The sequence below is a fragment of the Micromonospora sp. DT227 genome, assembly GCF_049841835.1.
Taxonomy (GTDB): Bacteria; Actinomycetota; Actinomycetes; order Mycobacteriales; family Micromonosporaceae; genus Micromonospora.
The window spans coordinates 1170224-1188052 of sequence record NZ_JBNCLA010000001.1; the positions used below are offsets into that span (position 1 = coordinate 1170224).

Genomic DNA, 17829 nt, shown 5'->3' on the forward strand with positions numbered 1-17829 from the left:
CCTTCTGCATCCCCACGCATCCCCGGCTTGGAGTTGCCATGTCCCTCGTGGACCACGCGCGGCGGGAGCTGGAGTTGTCCGGCCAGTTCGCCGAAGACCCCGCGTTCGCCCAGACGATCGTCGCGGCTGTCGCCGCGTTCGCCTCCTACGGCCACTCCGGTGGATCCGCCGGCGTCGGTGTCGAGCAGCTACGGACCCTGCTCGGGTTCGGCACGCTCAGCGCGCTCACCGACGATCCCGACGAGTGGACGCTCGTGCCCACCGCTGAGCCGCTGTGGCAGTCGGTGCGCAACCCGGAGGCGTTCTCCACCGACCACGGCAAGACCCACTACCTGCTCAGCGAGCGGCAGAACGGCCGCGACGTGGTCCGTCGCAGCGTCATGTCCCGCGGCCAGGTCGAGAAGCTGCGGCTGCGAAGCCGAGGCATCGGTGCGCCCGGCGACGGTCCGGCGCCGACGCCCGTGCGATGGGCGGTGACCGACTGATGCGCGTCCAGATCCTCTCGCTGCCCGACGACTTCGTCGACGGCACCTCCGTCAACCGGTTCGCGCTCATCGTCGACGAGCACCCCGACGTGAGCGATGCGAGCGACCGCAAGCAGGTCGCCGAGGACTGGGCGGAGTTCGCGCGGGAGATCGGCGGCAAGGGCGCTTTCGTGACCCCGGCCCGCGTCGACGTCGTGGAGCACACGGCGACCGCGGACATGGTGACCGAGATCGTGCAGCAGCTCGACGAGATGATCGGCCGTCGCGTCGACGAACACGCGGAGGCCCGCAGGGCCGACGTCCAGTTCCGGCCCCCGGGCGGTATGACGAAGGCGCAGTACCTGCAAGCCCTCGCCGAGCGGGGCCCCCGGGAGGGCGGCCGGTGAGTATCTACGCCTTCACGATCAACCACCGTGACCGCGAGGATCCTGTGCCCGGCACGTGGGCACACCGCGGGTTCTGGCTGCACCGGGTACCCCGGCTGATGCTCGGCTGCCGGCTGCTCGGCCACCAGCCGGTGGTCGACGGCACGAAGACGGCCCACGGACGGCCTGGTTCCCGGTGGGTGGTGTGCGACCGATGCGGCGTGCGTCCCGACCCGCAGGGCAGCCTCGACCCGACCCGGTGGGACATCGGCGACCGCTACGCCGGCCCCTTCGGCGGCCCGCCGCCGGCCGATCCTGACGCGAAGTTCGCGTTCATCAAGACCGAACCGCGGATCCCCGGCCCGTTCCCGGCCGCGCCGACCGGCACCCTCGGCGGCGAGTTCTACGCCGGCCGGGGCGGGCTCCCGGACCTCGGGTTCTCCCTGAAGGTCGGCAACGGCGGCTCCGAACAGACCCTCGCCGTCAGCGTTCACCTCTGGTGGCTGTCGCTGTACCTGCACACCGAGCGGTTCGGCACCTGGGTGCAACGTCGCCTCAACCCGGTCGACTACGAGTCGAAGGTCATCTCGATCAAGGCGCACAGCGGACACCTGTGGTGGAAGCTGTGGGCCCGCCGCGACGGCTGGTCCGGCACCGACCCGGGTTGGCGCGACCGGTCGGTGCAGATCGACCCGCGGACCATCCTGCTCGGCCCGAAGCGGTACGCGTACACCAACCACGGCGCCCCGGTCACCGCCGCCGTGCACATGCCCCACGGCGACCAGCACACCGTGCAACTGCAACTCCAGCGGCAGGCGTACGGCCGCCGCCGGGGCCGCAAGCAGATGGCCTGGTCCGTTGACTGGGACGCCCCACGAGGCATCCCGACCCGGCACGAGGGGCGCGGCCGGATCACCGGCAGCGCCGTGCAGGTATCGGAGGCAGCCGTCGCCGGCGGCGTCTGGCCGGCCGTCGCCGCCGCCCGGATCGCCGAGCGGCTGACCACCGAACGCGCCCGCAACGACTGGCAACCGGCCGCTCAAGCCGCCTGACCAGGACGTTCGCGCCAGCCCCCCGCCCATCGAGGCGGGTTTTTTCATGCCCGCCACGGGCCTTCCGCCTACCCGCCATGGGGAGACCATGCACACCAACCTGCCCACCCACCCGCGTACCGGACTGACTGCGCTGGGCTTCCGCAAGCCCCGCGCCGGCGAGGACGGACCGCAGCCGATCTGGCCCGTCAGGGGCGGATCCCAGCCGACCGGCGAGCCCGCGCCGACGTCGACGCCGCCGGCCGCGCCCCCGGCCCCCGCGCCGCAGCCGATCCCCACGCCCTCGCAGGTCTTCCCACCAGCCGGGGCCGGGCAGCCGGCCGCCGCCGGGCAGCAGCCCGATCCATCCAAGGCGGCCACCAGCACGCCGTGGCGGGAGCTGCCCCTGGAGGAGCAGGTCGACTACTGGCGCGCGAAGGCCCGCCGCCACGAGGACCGGCAGCTCGCCGCCCTCGGTCTGCGCCCCGGCGAGCTGGACCAGCTTCGCGCCCAGGCCACCACCGGCCAGCAGAACTACCAGAGCGAGCTCGACGCCGCCGAGCAGCGCGGTCGAGCTGCCGCACAGGCCGACTTCGGTCTCCAACTCGCAGACGCCCGCCTCCGCATGGCAATCGGAGAGCGGATGACGACCGAGCAGGTCGATGGCCTGCTCACTCACCTCAACCTCGGTCAGTTCCTGACCGCGCAGCACCAGGTGGACGCCGACAAGGTGTCCCAGTTCGTCGCGCTGCTGCCCACCGCGCCGGCCGCCGCGCCCGCGCAGGAAACGAATCCCGCCCCCGCGCCCGCCACGGGCGCTCCCGCCGCCGCACCGCCCGCCACGGGCGCCCCCGGCCAGCGGGTCGACATGGGCCAGGGACGGACGAGCAGCGCCAAGCCGAGCGGCCTGGAGGCCGGCCGGCTCCTCGCCCAGCAGCGGTTCGGCACCGCCAAGCAGGCCTAACCCGCCCGCGCCGCTGGGACACCCAGCATTCGAAAGGACGACGTCCACCATGGACATCTCGCTCCGTACGACGGAGTTCTTCGTCGAGGACCAGTCGTGGCTCGGTAGCCGCGACGGCACCGACGTCACGCAGGGGATGACCCTGCACCTGCCCTCGTTCAACGCCAACATCCACTACCCGAAGGGCTACATCCCCTCGGGCATCGTCGTCGCCCGGATCACCTCCGGCCCCGGCGCCGGCATGCACGGCCCGTACGCCGGCAGCACCTCGGAGAGCCAGACGGTCACCGTCACCGGCGGCCCGACGGGCGGAACCTTCACCCTCACCTTCAACGGCGAGACCACCGGCGCAATCGCGTTCAACGCGACCGCCGACGCCGTCAAGGCCGCCCTCGCCGCGCTGCCGAGCGTGAACGCGAGCGATCTCGCGGTCAGCGGCGGGCCCGGCCCGAACACGCCGTACGTGGTCGCGTTCCGCGGCCAGTTCGCCGGCCAGAACGTGGCGCAGATGACCGCCTCCGGCGCCAGCCTCACCGGCGGCACCACTCCGAGCGTCACCGTCACCACCACCACGGCCGGTGGCTCGGCCGCCGCGAGCGGCCTGGACGTGCCCGACGGCTTCCTGCTCACCAGCAAGGCCGTCAAGACCGCCAACATCGGCGCCCCGCTGCACTGGCGCGGCGTCATCCGTGTCAGCCGGCTGCCCGCCGCCAGCGGGTTCGACGACAACGCCCGCCGCGCGCTGGGCGCCAAGTTCCGGTTCGAGGACTGAGGGAGGGCTGAATCATGATCGTTGACGACTACGTCGAGCCGGCCGTCCTGACCGGTTACGTGCGGGAGGTTCCCGCTCCCGCGTTCCTGACGCTGGACCGGTGGCTCCCGAACGTCTACATCGCCGACATCGAAGCGGCGATCACGCAGATGGAGCAGACCAACAGGGTCGCCAAGTTCCGCGCCTACGACGCTGAAACCGAAGTCGGCCAGCGCGATTCGTGGCGTCGGTCGGCCATCCGCATCCCCCCGCTCGGCTTGAAGCTGCCGATCATGGAGGAGGAGCGCCTGAAGCTGGAGCGCTCCCGGACGGGCGGCAACAACTACGACGCCTACGTGCAGGCGATCTACAACGACGGCGCGAACATCGCCCGCTACGTCTACAACCGCCTCGAACTGGCCCGTGGAGACGTGCTTTCCGACTGGGTTTTCCGGCTCCAGGGCGAGGGCCGGCAGTACCTGGAGGCCGACTTCGGCATGCCGGTCGGCCACAACAAGGCCGCGGGCGTGCCGTGGTCCAACCACGCCAGCTCCAGCCCGCTGACCGACCTCACCGCGTGGGTGAAGGACTACGTCGACGCCAACGGCTTCAGGCCCGCCTACATGCAGACCTCCAGCACGGTCATCAGCAACATGCTGCTGTCCGAGGAGATCCGCCGGCTGGTCGGCAGCCTCGCCGGCGTGCCGTCCATGGTCACCGAGGACCAGCTCAACCAGGTGCTGAAGGCCCACCGCCTGCCGCAGTTGGTCGAGTACGACACCCGCCTGTCGGTGGACGGCGTGGACACCCGGGTCATCGCCGAGGACGTGGTGATCTTCCTGCCGCCGGAGTCCGCGCCGCTCGGCCGGACCGTCTGGGGCATCACCGCCGAGGCGCTGGAGCTGACCCAGGGGCAGAACCCGTCCCTGGAGTTCGAGCAGCTCCCCGGCTTGGTCGGCGTCGTGCTCAAGGAGGGCGATCCGGTCCGTACGTGGACGAAGGTCGGCGCCACCGCCATGCCGCTGATCGACTTCCCGAAGCGGCTCATGGTCGCGGACGTCCTGTAGGAGGTGCCGTGACCGACAAGTCCCGCCGCCTCGCCGCGTACGTGCACGTCGACGGCAAGCGGTACGGCCCGGAGGACGACGTTCCGCCCGAGGTCGCCGAGAAGATCACCAACCCGAAGGTGTGGGCGGACGGCGACGAGCCGTCGGCCCACACCTCGGCGCGGCCCCGCCGCAGCTCGTCCGGGCCGCGGCTGGCCAGCTACGTCCACGTCGGTGGGCGCCGGTTCGGGCCGGAGGATGAGGTGCCGGCGGACGTCGCCGCCCTCATCACCAACCCGAAGGCGTGGGAGGGCGGCACGCTGCCCACCCATGTCGAGGGCGGCACCACGGCCCGCACCTCGGAGGCACCGGCCCCGGGGAACCCGCCGAGCCAGGCCGCCCGGGAGTCCGAGCTGACTCCCGACGAGGTCCAGGCCCACGCCGGCGACGACGCCAGCGACGACGCCAGCGAGGGCGACAGCGCAGCGGACGGCGACAAGCCCGCCCGGATCCCGGCCCCCCGCCGGTCCGGCAAGGGCTCCGGCGTCGACGCGTGGGCCGCGTTCGCCGCGACGCAGGGCGTCGAGGTCGAGGCCGACGCCAGCCGCGACGAGATCATCGCCGCCTGCGAGCAGGCCGGCGTGATCGAGGCCGACGGCAAGTGAGATCGCGCCACCCGGGCCCGCCACCGTGCGGGCCCGGGTGGTCTCCACCCAGCGAGCCGGTGAGGCCGCACGCGCTCCGCGGAGAGACCCATGGCAGAGACCGTTACCAACCGGGGCAAGTACCGGGCGCTGGCCGCCCTGCTCGCCAGCCTCGGCGCCAACGCCCAGATGATCGTGTTCACCGGAACCCAGACGGGCGTCAACAACCCGGACATCAACACCGTCGCGGACCTGGACGCCGTGGCCAGCGTCAACATCCACGGCGAGCGCCTGTCGCTCGCTGGCGGCGCGGTCGCCGAGGACGACGCCGCCGACCGCGCCTCGCTGGACTACGCGAACCTCACCTACGCGGCAGCTCCCGGCGTCACCGCCCAGGGCGTCGCGCTGATCGACGGCTCGGGCGCGAACGACTCCGCCCGCGACGTTCTGATCGTCTTCACGACCAGCTTCCCGCAGCCGATGGACGGCGGGCTCAACGTGAACATCGCCGACCTGCTGCGCGCGAGCTAACCGGCGGAGGCCGCCGTGGCTGTCTCGTTCGTCGCTGCGTCGTCGGGCACGAGCGCGGCATCCACCAGCACCGCGTTCGCCACCGCTCTGCCGGCCGGCTGGGCGGCAGGCGACGTCGCGGTCTTGGTGGGCCACGTGTCGGCCACCACCCTGACCATGGCCGCCCCCTCGGGGTGGAGCCCGGTGCCCGGCATCACCAACCCCGTCAACGAGGGCGCGAACTCGCGGATCTACGCCTGGTACCGGCTGCTGCAAACCGCCGACGCCGCGCCGACCATTACCAACAGCGGCGCGATGACCGGCGGCTGGGAGATGGCCGCGTACCGAGGTGCCGACCCGGTCTCTCCGATCGGCCAAGCCTCAGTGTCCACGGCCGCAGCGGCTACCTCGGCGGCGCTGCCCACGCTGGCCGGGGTCGCGGCGGGCGCGGCCCTGCACGGCTTCGCGCACGCCCGGGTCGCCGCTGGCAGCACGGGGCCGACCGGCCTGACCTGGAACGCCGCGTACACCGAGTCGACGGACACTGCGACGTCGCGGCCCACCACCAACGCGAACATCGCCGTCGCCAACGCGCGCCTTCTGGTCGCCGCCGGCGGCAGCTACGGTGGCGAAGCGGTGACGGTGGCCAACGCGGTCGCCTCGTCGATGATCGCCGGGCTGATCGAGATCAAGCCCGCCGTCACCCATGCGACGGTCGACCTCAGCCCGGCCGCGCTCACCCTGACGGCCCCGCCGGTCACGCCGGTCCCGCAACCGGTCACCGTCGCGCTCACACCGGCAGCACTGGCCCTGTCCGCGCCGCCGGTCACCCCCGTACCGCAGCCGGTCACCGTCACCCTCGCTCCCGCCGGGATCGCCCTCACCGCTGCACCGGTCACGCCGGCCCCGGGCCCGGTGACGGTCAACTTGGTCCCGGCCGGGCTGGTACTGACTGCCGCGCCAGTGTCACCGGCACCGGGCCGGGTGACTGTGGCCCTAACTCCGGCCAGCGTCGCCCTGACCGCGCCGCCGGTCAGCCCGGTTCCCGGGCCGGTCGCCGTGGCGCTCGCCCCCGCCGCGATCACGCTGACCGCCCCACCCGTCGACTCCGCGCCGCGCCCGGTGGCCGTCACCCTGACGCCGGCCACGATCACACTGGCCGCGCCGCCAGTGACGACGGGTTTGCCGGCCGCCACGGTGACGCTGGCACCAGCCGGCGTGACCCTGTCCGCGCCGCCGGTCACACCCATGCCCGGCCCGGTCACGGTCACGCTACGGCCGGCGGACCTCACCTTGACCGCGCCGCCGGTCGCCGCGCAGCCGCAGCCGGTCACGGTCGACCTGGCCCCGGTCGGCCTCGACCTGGCCGCCGTGCCGGTACGCGCTGAGCCTGTCGCCGTCACGGTCGTCCTCAACCCGGTGGCGGTCGACCTCACCGCCGTTCCCGTCGTCCCGACAACGGAGCAGATCCACGCCGGCCCGCACTCGGTAGCGGCCGTCGCGCCGTCGCGCCAGATCACCGCTCAGGAGCCGCCAACCTGGGTCACGGCCACCACCGCAGCGACGAGCGTGAGGAGGTCGGCATGAGCTTGGTGACCGTCGGCGACGCCCTGGAGTTGACTTTCACTACCACGCCCGGCGCCGACGTCACCGTCTGCTGGATCAACCCGGCCGGCGACATCGTGCAGCAGGACCTGCCCGTTTCCGAAGCGTCCGGCACGCCCGGCGCGTACCCGGTGACGCTCCTGCCATCCAGCCCGGGCGTGTGGGAAGCAAGGTTCACCGCCTCCGGCACCGTCACCGCCAGCGACTCCTACTACGTGCGGGCACGAGCGGTCGGCGGCCCGCCGCCGCTGGCCACGATCGGCGAGGTCCAGGGGATGTTCCGGCCGCTCACCGACGCGGAACAGGGACTGACGAAAGAACTGCTCCGTCGCGCCTCACACATGCTGCGCACCAACCTGCCGCGGTTCGCCGAACGCGTAGCCGCAGGCCAGCTCGACCCGGACACGCTGGGCCACGCCGTCATCAACATGGTGCTCAGGGTCCTGCGCAATCCGGGCGGACTGCGCGCCGAGACGGTCGGTCCGTTCTCGCGGACGTTCGACATCGGCTCGGCGGCCGGCTTGCTCGTCGTCACCGACGCCGAGGTGGCCATGCTCAGCCCGAACACGTCGCAGGCTGCGGCCGTCGCCGCCACAGCGGTCGGCACGATCCGCGCCAGCCCCGGCAGCCTCATGACCGGTTGGTTGCACGACGACCGGCGTGGTCGACGAGCCGGTGAACGGCTGTGACGTCCAGCGGCAACACCGAAACGGTGGTCATCATCCGGCCGCCGGCTCGGGACCAGTTCGGCGACCCGACTCCGGGGGAAACGGCGCGGTTCGCCGTCGCTGGCTGCCTGTTCGCGCCCGGGCCGAGCGTGGAAAACCTGACCGGCGCGAACCAGGTCACAGCCGACGGAACGATCTACGCCCCGCCGGCCACGGACGTACGCGCCAACGACCAGGTCCTCGTGCGCGGCGACCTCTACGAGGTGGACGGCAAGCCCCAGGACTGGGGGACCTCCGGCGTCGTGATCGTGCTCCGGCTCGTAACCGGCTGAAAGGCGGTGAGCCGATGCGCGTCCGCTTCAAGGGATTCCAGCTCAATAAGCCCGAGATCGCTCGGATGGCCGTCGGCCCCGAGGTGCACCGCGTGTGCCGACAGGTCGGCCAGTCCGGCAAGCGGTTCGCCGAGCGGATCGCGCCCCGCAGCGCCGAAACCAAGGACAAGGACCACGAGCACTACGCGGACCAGTTCGTGCTCATCGACGTGCTGGTCACCGACATCGGTGATCCGCCGATGGCCCGCCGCGGCGTGCACCTGGCGAACCTGTCGCCCAAGGCGAAACTCATCGAGGTTGGTGCCACCCACAGGGCCGGCGACGGCGAGGCGCGTGGCTTCTTGGTGCTGCACCGCACCGCCGAGCACCTCGGCAGCTTCGACGGCCGGCGTCACCCGAGGTCGATCGCCCGCCGAGCCGCGAGGCGTAGGCGGTCGCGGTGACGCAGCCGTGGAGCCGGTTCCCCGACGTGCAGGCCGCGCTGCTGCTGATCCTCGGATCCCTCGCCGGCGGGCCCGGCCACACCGGCATCGCGACACCCGAAGACCTGCTCGCCGCAGTGCCGTTCGTGCGCGTACGACGCCTGGGCGGCAACAGCGACCTGCTGCACGACTGGGCAACCGTCGAGGTCGACGTCTTCGACACCACCTACCGGGGCGGTGAGGAGTTGGCCGAGCGGGTCCGGCAGATGTTGACCGGCGCCAAGCACCGCGCCGGCCCTGCCGTTCTCGACTCCGTCACCTGCCAGGTCAGCCCGACCGAGCTGCCCTGGGGTCCCGGCGTCCGGCGCTTCAGCGCCACATACCGCGTCGTGTCCCGCCGCTACCGCGTCGCCGGGTAGCGCACCCGCGCCCAAGCCCACCCCCTCCCCGCTGGCCCTCGCCTGTCGGGGCTTTTCCCATGCCTCGACCTAGAAAGGGGTCGTTGTGTCCTACGCCGCGCTTCGCGACAAGAAGCAGGAGTTGGTGCGAAAGGCGAGGGACGGATCCGTCTTCGTCGCCGAGTCCACCGCCAATCCCATCACCGACCTGACCGCCGGCGCCACCGCCGACCTCGCCCCGCTGCCGACCGGCTACGAGGACCTCGGCTGGACCAGCACCGACGGATCCAGCTACGGCCGCGAGACCGAGTCCTCGCAGGTGCGCGCCTTCGGCAGCACCGAGCCCATCCGGGAGGACGTCACCAACGACACGGTGACCATGTCCTGCACGGCGCTGGAAACGAAGCTGTTGACCATCGGCATGTACACCGGCGCCGACATCGCCGGCCTGAAGGCCAAGGCCGTCACCGGTGAGCTGAGCATCGAGAAGCCCACCCTGCCGAACCCCCGCTACTACCACGTGCTGGGTTTGTTCGTCGACGAGTCGTCGGACGGCGAGATCTACATCGCCCGATACATGCCGAACGCCAGGATCACGGACTTCGCGGAGCAGTCCTACGGCGAAGGCGACGACCCGATCTCGTACGGCTTCACCTTCACCGGCTTCGAGTCGTCCGCCCTCGGCTACAGCCACCGCTGGATCTTCGCCGGGCCCGGCTGGCTCGCGCTTCTCGACCAGATGGGCATCGACCAGGCCACCGCCTGACCCCACCGCATGACCAGGGCCGCAGCGACGCCGCGGCCCTTCTTCGTGCCCGCGAAACGTCGGGGCGGCCCGCCTGGGGGTGGGCTCGGGCCGCCCCGATCTTCCTCAGCCCACCCGCCCGCAAGGAGACAGCCATGCCCAAGGCCACCACCGACTACGGCGTCTGGACCCGCAGGCACCCGACCTCCGGCGAGGAACAGCGGCGCACCGCCCACTCGCCCGCCGACGCCGTGCGGCTCAAGTTCGACGGCTGGGTCCAGGACACCGCCAAGAGCGCCAAGAGCAGCACGACGACGACGGCGACGAAGCCCGCCTCCAGCAGCAACTGACCGACCCGATCAGCACGAAGGAGCCCACCCCAGCCATGACCACCGACGACACCACCACGCCGAACCCCGCAGGCCCCGACGTCTCCCTCGACCTCGACTCCCTGGAGCGCGAGGGCACGAAGGCGCCATTCACCTTCCAGCACCTCGGCAAGCGGTACATGATGTCCGACCCGCAGGAGGTCGACTGGCAGCGACTCATGATCGCCATGAAGGACCCGGTCTACTTCATGTCGCTCGTCCTGCCGGCCGACGACCGTGAGCAGTTCTTCAACGCGGACCTGCCGACCTGGAAGCTCAACAAGCTGATGGCGGCCTACACCAAGCACTACGGGCTGCCCACCCCGGGGGAAGCCGCCGGCTCGCCAGCCTGATCTCCAGGTACGGGCGAGCCATCCGAGCCGACCTGCGTCGGGTCTACAAGGTCGACCTCACCACCGAGTGGCAGGCCCGCCGCTGGTCGGCGCTGCTCGACTACATCGACGCGCTGCCCCGCAACTCCGCGTACGTCGAGGCCATCAGCAACGACGAGGAATGGGCCGCCGAGGTGCTGCGCAGCGATGCGCTCAAGCGCAAGCCGCAGCAGCGGATGGCCGACTACTCCGCTGAGGTGGAGCGACTGTCCGACCTGGTCGACCTGATCCGGGAACTGATCAACGCCACGATCGCCGCCCGGGGAGTTCCTCCGCGCAAGTTCGCCCCGACGCCGCGTCCAGTCACCGCCATCGACCGCGTGCGCCGCCGGCAGCGCGACGTGCAGCACCGCAGCCTCGTGGCCCGGCTGCTGCCCCACAAGGCCACCACGGGCACCTCACCGGCCGCGTAGCCCTCACCCCCCAACAGCGCGAAGGGGGTGACTGGTGTACGAGGTCGGCAACGCGTTCATCCAGATCATCCCGTCCTTCGAAAACATCGAGAAGTACCTCGCCAAGGGCGCGAAGGACATCGCCGACCAGATCGGCAAGGCCGTCGGCGATGCCCTGCCCGAGGGGTTCGAGGACGGGGCGAAGAAGGGCGCCGAGCAAGCCGAGAAGCAGGCCCGCACCGGCGGGCGGAAGGCCGCCGAGTCGTACGCCGGCCACTTCTCCGACATCCTTCAGAAGCGGATGCAGGCCGTCGCCAAGGCCCTGCCCGTGCTGAACATCGACGGCGACGTCACCCCGTTCGAGCAGCGGCTGTCCGAGGCCCGCAAGCGGGTCGTCGATCTGGCCAGCAAGCCGCTTCCGCTCGACATCGACGCCGCCGACGCGCTGCGGGACGTCGAGCGGCTGCGCGACGAGCTGCGGCAGTTGCGCGCCCAGACCAACGACAACCGGCTCCGGCTGGACTTGGACGTCGCCACCGCGCAGGTCGACAAGTTCCTCGCCGAGGCGCACACGGTCACCGAGCGGCTCGGCCGGGACTTCTCCGGCGCCTTCGACCGCATCCTGCAAGACGGCCTCGGCAAGGCGATCAAGCACCTGCCCGAAGCCGAGATCCGCGTCGATGTCGAGACCGACGAGGGACGGCTGGCCGAGCTGCGCCAGATCCTGCGGGGCCTGTCCCAGCAGACCGTCGGCATCGACATCAGCGAGCAGGACGCCATGACCGTCTTGCGTGGCGTCCGCCGCGAGCTGGAAGACCTGTCCCGCTACGCGGAGAGCATCCGGCTGCGTGTCAACGCCGACCAGGCGCTGAGCGCGGTCGACGCGACCATGGCGAAGCTGGTCACCGAGGCGGAGAAGCAGGCCGCCAAGGAAGCCGAGGAAGAGCGGAAGCGCCGCGAGAAGCAGGCCGAGCAGGAACGCAAGGAACGCATCAAGGCCGCCGAGCGGGAACGCGCCGAGCTGGCCCGGGCCGACCGGGAGGACGCCCAGCGTCGCGAGCGTGAGGCCGAGCGGTACTGGCGGGAGCAGACCCGCCTCGCCGAGCAGTACCTGCGGGAGCGGCGCCGACTCCAGGACAAGGCCGCCCAGGACGAGAAGCGGACCGCCGACGCGGCCCATCGGGAGCAGCAACGCCGCGACCGCGAAGCCGCGCGCGTGGCCGAGGAAGAGTTCTCCAGGACCTTCGCCGGCCGGATCAGTAAGCACCTGGAGAAGGCGTACTCGTCCCTGCCGGACATCGACCTCAACGTCAACGCCTCGAACGCCGACTTCGCACTGAAGTCGATCCGCGACGAGCTGCGTGACCTGAGCCAGGCCCGCATCGGCGTCGACATCGACGCCGCCGAAGCGCAGGCGCGGATCGCGTTCATCAAGAACGAGCTGATCGAGCTGGCCAGGTCGAACCCGACGATCGACGTGCACGCCGACGCCGTCGCCGCAGCCACCGAACTCGCCGCGGTCGAGCGCATCGCCACGCGACTCGACGGCGACGACGTGACCGTCAGGGTCCACTCCACCGGTGCCGACGAGGTGCGGCGAGTGGGTCAGGAGGCTTCGGTCTCCCTGTCGCGCCTCGAACAGCTTATTGCTGTCGGTGTCTCGCTCGGTACCTCACTGGTACCGGCCGCCGCCGCGGTGGCCAGCGCGATCGGTTTCATCGGCACGGCCGCGGCGAGCAGCGCGATCGGCGTCGGCGTCATGGCGCTGGGCTTCAGCGGCATCGGCGACGCCGTCAAGGCGATGCAGCAGCTCGACCAGGACCAGCAGAAGTCCGAAGCGTCCCTCTCGCGGGCCAACGCCCAGCGCGTCAACGCCGTTGAGGCCATCGAATCCGCCGAGCGGTCGTTGGCCAACACCCGGGCGAACAACGCCGAAGCGGCACGTCGCGCCGCCCGCGCCGTGGCCGAGGCCGAGGCTGCCGTCGGGGAAGCCCGCAGGCAGGCCGCCGAGTCGGTCAGGCAGGCCGTCGAGCGGGAGGACGACTCCGAACGGGCCTACATCCGCACGCAGGTCGACGCGCGGGAGGCGCGGGAAGGGCTGACGCGCGCGTACCGCGACGCGGTCAACGCGCTCGCCGAGCTGGACTCCGCCGTCAAGCGGAATGCGATCGAGCAGCGGCAGGCCAACCTCGACGTCACCAAGGCGAAGAAGGAACTCGACGCTGTCTTGGCCAACCCGAGGGCGTCGGAAGCCGAGCGCGAGCAGGCGCAGATCACCTACGACCGGCGGATCCAGCAGATCCAGGACCTCCAGCGGGAGGGCCGCCGGCTCGCCGCCGAGCAGGCCGAGGCCAACAAGAAGGGAGTCGAAGGCTCCGACCAGGTCGTGGCCGCGCGCCGCCGCATCGCCGACGCGGACGAGCGGGTCGCCACCGCGCAGCGCGCGCTGGAGCGGGCTCGCGATGACGTCGTTCGGGCGCAGGTCGACGGACAACGGCGCATCGCCGACGCGCAGGGGCGCGTCAGCGAGGCGCAGGCGGCCCAGCAGAACCAGGCCCGTCAGGCGGCGAATTCTCTCGCCGAGGCGCAGCGGTCCCTGGCCGCCGCGCACCGGCAAGCGGAGCAGGCGGCCGTGCGGCAAGGCGTTGCCGGCGGTGAGGCGCTGGACAACCTCAACGACGCGATGCGGATGCTGTCGCCCGAGGCCCAGAATTTCGCGAAGTTCCTGTTCGGGCTGCGGGACGAAGTCCTGTCGCTGCGCAACGCCGCCAGCGCCAACATGCTGCCCGGCGTCCAGCGGTCCATCGAGACGTTGCTGCCGTACCTGCCCAGGGCCGAGGACTTCATCGGTCGGGTGGCCGCGGCGATCGGCGGCATGTTCGAGGAGACCACCCGTTTCCTCTCGACGGACGCCACCTGGCGTCGGTTCTTCGGCTTCCTGGACAAGGAGACCGTTCCGACGCTGGAGCGGCTGTACCGGATGGGCCGCAACGTCGCGACGGGCCTGGCCGGGCTGTTCCTGGCCTTCACCCCGTTCAACGACGACATCGGTGGGGGACTCGAACGGCTGACACAGCGGTTCGCGGCGTGGGCGACCACCCTGGAGCACAACCAGGGATTTCAGCAGTTCCTGGCCTACATCCGGGAAAACGGGCCGCGGGTCGTCGAGCTGATCGGTCAGCTCGTCGAGTTCGCCGCCCGGTTCGTGGCGGCAGCCGCCCCTACGGGCACCCTGGTCGTGGCGGCATTCACGACGCTCGCCCGGGTGCTCAACACGCTCCCGACCTGGGCCTTGGAGATCCTGGTCGGCCTGATGGCGGCCTGGAGCGCCGGACTGCTGCTGCTGAACGCTCGTACGCGGCTGCTCGCGATCAACGCCTCGCTCACCAACAGGGTGCTCGGGGAAACCGCCAAGACCACGGCCGCGAGCCAGGCGGCCACAGCGGCGCTGAGTGGCACCACGTTGAAGGCGACGGACCACACCGGACGCTTCGGGCAGGCTCTCAACCGGGCCAAGACGGCGGCCGGCTCCATGCGAGTTGGCGTCGGCAACCTTGCAGGGCTGCTCGGCGGGCCGTGGGGGCTGGCGATCGCCGGTGCCACGATCGCGGCTTCCTACTTCTCCCAGAAGTCGGCGGAACAGCAGCAGCGCGTTGACGACCTGACGCAGGCGCTGCATCTTCTCGGTCGGGCCTACCGGGAGACGAAGGACCTGTCCAGCGATGCTGTCCGGTCCGTTATCGATCAGAGTGCCGAGCTTCAGCGGCTCATCAACCGCTCGCAGGAATACGGCATCAGCGTCGAGTCGATCGCCCGCGCCACCGCAGGTGAGCGGGACGCCCAGCGGCAGGTCATCGAGGCGCTCCGGGAGAAGTCGAAAGCACTGATCCCGCTGGCCGACGACACATCTACGGGCATCAAGTTCACGGACAAGGCCACCGAGGCTCAGATCCGGCAGGGCATGGAGCTGCGTCGGTTCGCCGCCGCGCTGGAGAAGCAATTCGGTGAGCTGGCCGCGTCCACCGAGGCCCAGAAGGCGCTGGCCGATGCGCAGGAACGGGCTGCTCGGGCGACGCCACGGCTGACAGCCGAGCAGTTCGCGCTCAACGAGAAGCTCGGGGCCAACCAGGAGCGGATCGCCGTCCTGAAGCGGCTCGTCGACACCTTCGGCGACTCGCAGGCTACGGCTGCGGCGAAGGCCGACGCGTTGCGCGCAGCCATCGAAAACCAGACCGGCGCCGCGAAGAACTCGATCGAGGCGCAGGAGGCTCTCAACCGAGCGAACCTCAACCTCCGCAACACGGTCGAAGCAGGGCGGAAGGCGGGCCTGGCGAACAAGGACGCCCTCAGCGCCCAGACGCAGGAGGCGTTCAACAACCGGGACGCGCTCGAAGAGGCTGCCACTGCCGTCCGCGAGCGCTACCTGGCGGACATCGCCGGTGGCGTCGAGATGAAGAAGGCCACCTCCGACTACCAGAAGCGGATCGAGAAGCTGTACGCCGACGTCAAGGCGATGGGCCTGGACGAGAAGCAGGCCCGCGATCTGATCAAGGTCTACGGCGAGGTCGATCCCAAGGTCACCACCATCTACGAGACCAAGGGCTTCGACCAGGTCTTCGACGAGTTGGAGAAGCTGCAAGTCGCCCAGTTCGCGCTGAAGAACGGCCTCGATCCGAAGCGGGCGTGGAAGGACTACACCCAGAACAAGGCCCAGGCCGCAGCCAAGGGCTGGGGCGATGGCTACGGCGTCAACGTGTCCGCCTTCGCTCGCGGCGGCGGCGTGTGGGGGCCTGGCACGGGAACGTCCGACTCCATTCCTGCCTGGCTGTCCAACGGCGAGTTCGTCCAGCCGGCCGCGTCGGTCGACTACTACGGCCAAGGCCTGATGGAGGCCATGCGCCGGCGGCTGTTGCCCCGGGACATGTTCCCGGGGTTCGCCAAGGGCGGGGCTGTGTACCCGTTCACGGTCGAGACGCGGATGACCCACATCCCGACCATGGATGAGGTTCGAGCCGTCGCCCTGTCGGCGGCGACCGCCGGAGGCGCCCGGAGCAGCGGCGGCATCGGCTCGGCCGACATGATGCGGATCCTGCGCCGGGTGTTCCCGGGACTGCCGCTCTACAGCGGCTACCGGCCCGGTTCGCGGACTGCATCGGGCAACCGGTCGTACCACTCCATGATCGCGGCCGACGGCGACGAAGGTCGTGCGGTGGACCTGCCTCCGAGGCAGGACGTCTTCAACTACATCCACGACCACTTCTTCGACGGCACCCGCGAGCTGATCTGGCTCGGCGACAAGTACAGGAACATCTGGAACGGCCAGCACCACACGTACAGCGACTCGCTGCTACGCAACCACGGTGTCGACGGTATGCCCAACGCGCACCTGCACTGGGCATACGACCAGGGCGGATACCTGCCGCCCGGAGTCACGACGGTCTACAACGGGACCGGCCGGCCAGAGCCCGTCTTCACCGACAGCCAGTGGTCGCAGATCAGCCAGCTCCTGGCCGGCAGGGGCAGCGACACGGCAGCTCGATCGGAGATCCACAACCACTTCGAGTTCGCCAACAGCACCCTCGACGAATCGCGGCTGACCGCGATGAACCGGCGGCAAGACGCGCTGAACCGCCTCGACCGCCCGAACTGGTAGGAAGCCCCGCCCCGCACGTCGGGGCGGGGCTTCCCGCATCCACGCCCGAAGGGTGGTGAGCGGTGCCGATCCTTGCTGCGGCCGGACAGGTCATCGTCCCGGATGTCGTCGAGTCACCGCGGCCTCCGACGTCGGCGCGCGCCAGCGTCGGAACGGTCCGGATGACGTGGATCGACTCGACCGGCCGCGAGTGGGCGTTGACCAACACCTCCGAGGAGCTGGGCTGGTTCACCATGCCCGGCCCGGCCGGATGGGGTGCCACGCCGATCGAACTGGTCACCGACCCACGGCCGCGCGGCGGCGAGATGGTCCGGTTCATCCGCTCGAAGCCGCGGCGTCTGCAATGGCCGCTGTACATCGGCGGACGCAACCAGATCGAGTACACCGAACGGCGCCGCCGAATCACCCGCGCGATCACCATGACCACCCAGCGGATGGTTCCCGGCTGGATCAAGGTCGCCCGATCCGACGGCAGCGCCCGCCTCATCGCCTGCTTCTACGAATCCGGCCTGGAAGGGGAAGCCGGCCAGGACTGGCTGTCCAGCCGCAACATCGTCCAGCTCTACTGCCCGGACGGCTACTGGCAGGACGCCGAGTCGGTCACGGTCGAGCGCACGTTCGCCCCCCAGAACAGCGCGTTCCTCAGCCCGTTCTTCAACATCACCTCGTCGCGCGTCATCTCCGGCAACGAGGGTGCGCCGCCGACGACGATCGACAACGCGGGCGACGTCGAGGCGTGGCCGGTCTGGACCCTGACAGGCCCGCTGACGAAGATCACCGCCACGAACTTCACGGTCGGGTCCCGGTTCGCATTGACCTACAGCCTGGCCGCCGGCCAACAGGCCACCATCACCACCGAGCCACCCACGGTGCGCGGGCCAGGAGATAGCAACCTCGCCCGCTACATCGACTGGTTTAACGAGGACGGCACGGAGCTGTGGCCCTTGCTCGACGGGCCCAACGAAATCTCCTTCGTCGTCTCCGGCGCCGGGGACGGCACCAAGGTAGAGCTGTCGTTCACCCCGCGGTACGAGACCGCTTGACCGGCCGGGCGGGGG

At 70.8% G+C, this 17829-nt stretch carries 19 protein-coding genes; all 19 read left to right on the forward strand.

The window, feature by feature from the left end; genetic code table 11:
• Window positions 1–38: 38 nt before the first annotated feature.
• Window positions 39–485: a hypothetical protein gene (locus ACLQ2W_RS06000; RefSeq protein ID WP_425785539.1), complete on the forward strand. Its 447-nt coding sequence runs from the start codon at window positions 39–41 to the stop codon at window positions 483–485.
• A complete protein-coding gene (locus ACLQ2W_RS06005) occupies window positions 485–871 on the forward strand; it encodes a hypothetical protein (protein WP_425785540.1) in 387 nt (128 codons plus the stop codon). The genes ACLQ2W_RS06000 and ACLQ2W_RS06005 overlap by 1 nt, the downstream gene beginning before the upstream one ends.
• Window positions 868–1902, forward strand: a complete 1035-nt coding sequence (locus tag ACLQ2W_RS06010; protein ID WP_425785541.1) for a hypothetical protein — start codon at window positions 868–870, stop codon at window positions 1900–1902. The genes ACLQ2W_RS06005 and ACLQ2W_RS06010 overlap by 4 nt, the downstream gene beginning before the upstream one ends.
• Window positions 1903–1990: 88 nt before the next feature.
• On the forward strand, window positions 1991–2845 hold the full coding sequence (locus tag ACLQ2W_RS06015) for a hypothetical protein (protein WP_425785542.1): 855 nt from the start codon (window positions 1991–1993) through the stop codon (window positions 2843–2845).
• 49 nt (window positions 2846–2894) lie between these two features.
• Window positions 2895–3617, forward strand: a complete 723-nt coding sequence (locus tag ACLQ2W_RS06020; RefSeq protein ID WP_425785543.1) for a hypothetical protein — start codon at window positions 2895–2897, stop codon at window positions 3615–3617.
• Window positions 3618–3631: 14 nt separating this feature from the next.
• Window positions 3632–4663 carry a major capsid protein gene (locus tag ACLQ2W_RS06025; protein ID WP_425785544.1) on the forward strand — a complete coding sequence of 344 codons (1032 nt, stop codon included), beginning with the start codon at window positions 3632–3634 and terminating at the stop codon, window positions 4661–4663.
• 8 nt (window positions 4664–4671) lie between these two features.
• Window positions 4672–5307 (forward strand): hypothetical protein, encoded by a 636-nt coding sequence (locus tag ACLQ2W_RS06030; protein ID WP_425785545.1) that lies wholly within the window; start codon window positions 4672–4674, stop codon window positions 5305–5307.
• A 90-nt stretch (window positions 5308–5397) separates the two neighbouring features.
• Complete coding sequence (locus tag ACLQ2W_RS06035; protein WP_425785546.1) at window positions 5398–5817, forward strand: hypothetical protein; 420 nt, start codon at window positions 5398–5400, stop codon at window positions 5815–5817.
• Window positions 5818–5832: 15 nt separating this feature from the next.
• A complete protein-coding gene (locus ACLQ2W_RS06040; RefSeq protein WP_425785547.1) occupies window positions 5833–7383 on the forward strand; it encodes a hypothetical protein in 1551 nt (516 codons plus the stop codon).
• Complete coding sequence (locus tag ACLQ2W_RS06045; protein ID WP_425785548.1) at window positions 7380–8090, forward strand: hypothetical protein; 711 nt, start codon at window positions 7380–7382, stop codon at window positions 8088–8090. The genes ACLQ2W_RS06040 and ACLQ2W_RS06045 overlap by 4 nt, the downstream gene beginning before the upstream one ends.
• Window positions 8087–8401 (forward strand): hypothetical protein, encoded by a 315-nt coding sequence (locus ACLQ2W_RS06050; RefSeq protein ID WP_425785549.1) that lies wholly within the window; start codon window positions 8087–8089, stop codon window positions 8399–8401. The genes ACLQ2W_RS06045 and ACLQ2W_RS06050 overlap by 4 nt, the downstream gene beginning before the upstream one ends.
• Window positions 8402–8415: 14 nt before the next feature.
• On the forward strand, window positions 8416–8844 hold the full coding sequence (locus ACLQ2W_RS06055; protein ID WP_425785550.1) for a hypothetical protein: 429 nt from the start codon (window positions 8416–8418) through the stop codon (window positions 8842–8844).
• Window positions 8841–9242: a hypothetical protein gene (locus ACLQ2W_RS06060; RefSeq protein WP_425785551.1), complete on the forward strand. Its 402-nt coding sequence runs from the start codon at window positions 8841–8843 to the stop codon at window positions 9240–9242. The genes ACLQ2W_RS06055 and ACLQ2W_RS06060 overlap by 4 nt, the downstream gene beginning before the upstream one ends.
• A 124-nt stretch (window positions 9243–9366) precedes the next feature.
• Complete coding sequence (locus tag ACLQ2W_RS06065; RefSeq protein ID WP_425785552.1) at window positions 9367–9987, forward strand: hypothetical protein; 621 nt, start codon at window positions 9367–9369, stop codon at window positions 9985–9987.
• A gap of 134 nt (window positions 9988–10121) precedes the next feature.
• Complete coding sequence (locus ACLQ2W_RS06070; RefSeq protein WP_425785553.1) at window positions 10122–10316, forward strand: hypothetical protein; 195 nt, start codon at window positions 10122–10124, stop codon at window positions 10314–10316.
• 35 nt (window positions 10317–10351) lie between these two features.
• Window positions 10352–10687: a hypothetical protein gene (locus tag ACLQ2W_RS06075; protein WP_425785554.1), complete on the forward strand. Its 336-nt coding sequence runs from the start codon at window positions 10352–10354 to the stop codon at window positions 10685–10687.
• A 173-nt stretch (window positions 10688–10860) separates the two neighbouring features.
• Window positions 10861–11139, forward strand: coding sequence for a hypothetical protein (locus ACLQ2W_RS06080; RefSeq protein WP_425785555.1), 279 nt, complete (start codon window positions 10861–10863; stop codon window positions 11137–11139).
• A gap of 34 nt (window positions 11140–11173) precedes the next feature.
• Window positions 11174–16771, forward strand: coding sequence for a hypothetical protein (locus tag ACLQ2W_RS06085; protein ID WP_425785556.1), 5598 nt, complete (start codon window positions 11174–11176; stop codon window positions 16769–16771).
• A gap of 161 nt (window positions 16772–16932) precedes the next feature.
• Window positions 16933–17814: a phage distal tail protein gene (locus ACLQ2W_RS06090; protein WP_425785557.1), complete on the forward strand. Its 882-nt coding sequence runs from the start codon at window positions 16933–16935 to the stop codon at window positions 17812–17814.
• Window positions 17815–17829: the final 15 nt, after the last annotated feature.

Coding starts and splice junctions, on each gene's coding strand:
- ACLQ2W_RS06000 (WP_425785539.1), top strand. CDS start 39: ATGTCCCTCGTGGACCACGCGCGGCGGGAGCTGGAGTTGTCCGGCCAG.
- ACLQ2W_RS06005 (WP_425785540.1), top strand. CDS start 485: ATGCGCGTCCAGATCCTCTCGCTGCCCGACGACTTCGTCGACGGCACC.
- ACLQ2W_RS06015 (WP_425785542.1), top strand. CDS start 1,991: ATGCACACCAACCTGCCCACCCACCCGCGTACCGGACTGACTGCGCTG.
- ACLQ2W_RS06020 (WP_425785543.1), top strand. CDS start 2,895: ATGGACATCTCGCTCCGTACGACGGAGTTCTTCGTCGAGGACCAGTCG.
- ACLQ2W_RS06025 (WP_425785544.1), top strand. CDS start 3,632: ATGATCGTTGACGACTACGTCGAGCCGGCCGTCCTGACCGGTTACGTG.
- ACLQ2W_RS06035 (WP_425785546.1), top strand. CDS start 5,398: ATGGCAGAGACCGTTACCAACCGGGGCAAGTACCGGGCGCTGGCCGCC.
- ACLQ2W_RS06045 (WP_425785548.1), top strand. CDS start 7,380: ATGAGCTTGGTGACCGTCGGCGACGCCCTGGAGTTGACTTTCACTACC.
- ACLQ2W_RS06055 (WP_425785550.1), top strand. CDS start 8,416: ATGCGCGTCCGCTTCAAGGGATTCCAGCTCAATAAGCCCGAGATCGCT.
- ACLQ2W_RS06070 (WP_425785553.1), top strand. CDS start 10,122: ATGCCCAAGGCCACCACCGACTACGGCGTCTGGACCCGCAGGCACCCG.
- ACLQ2W_RS06075 (WP_425785554.1), top strand. CDS start 10,352: ATGACCACCGACGACACCACCACGCCGAACCCCGCAGGCCCCGACGTC.
- ACLQ2W_RS06090 (WP_425785557.1), top strand. CDS start 16,933: ATGACGTGGATCGACTCGACCGGCCGCGAGTGGGCGTTGACCAACACC.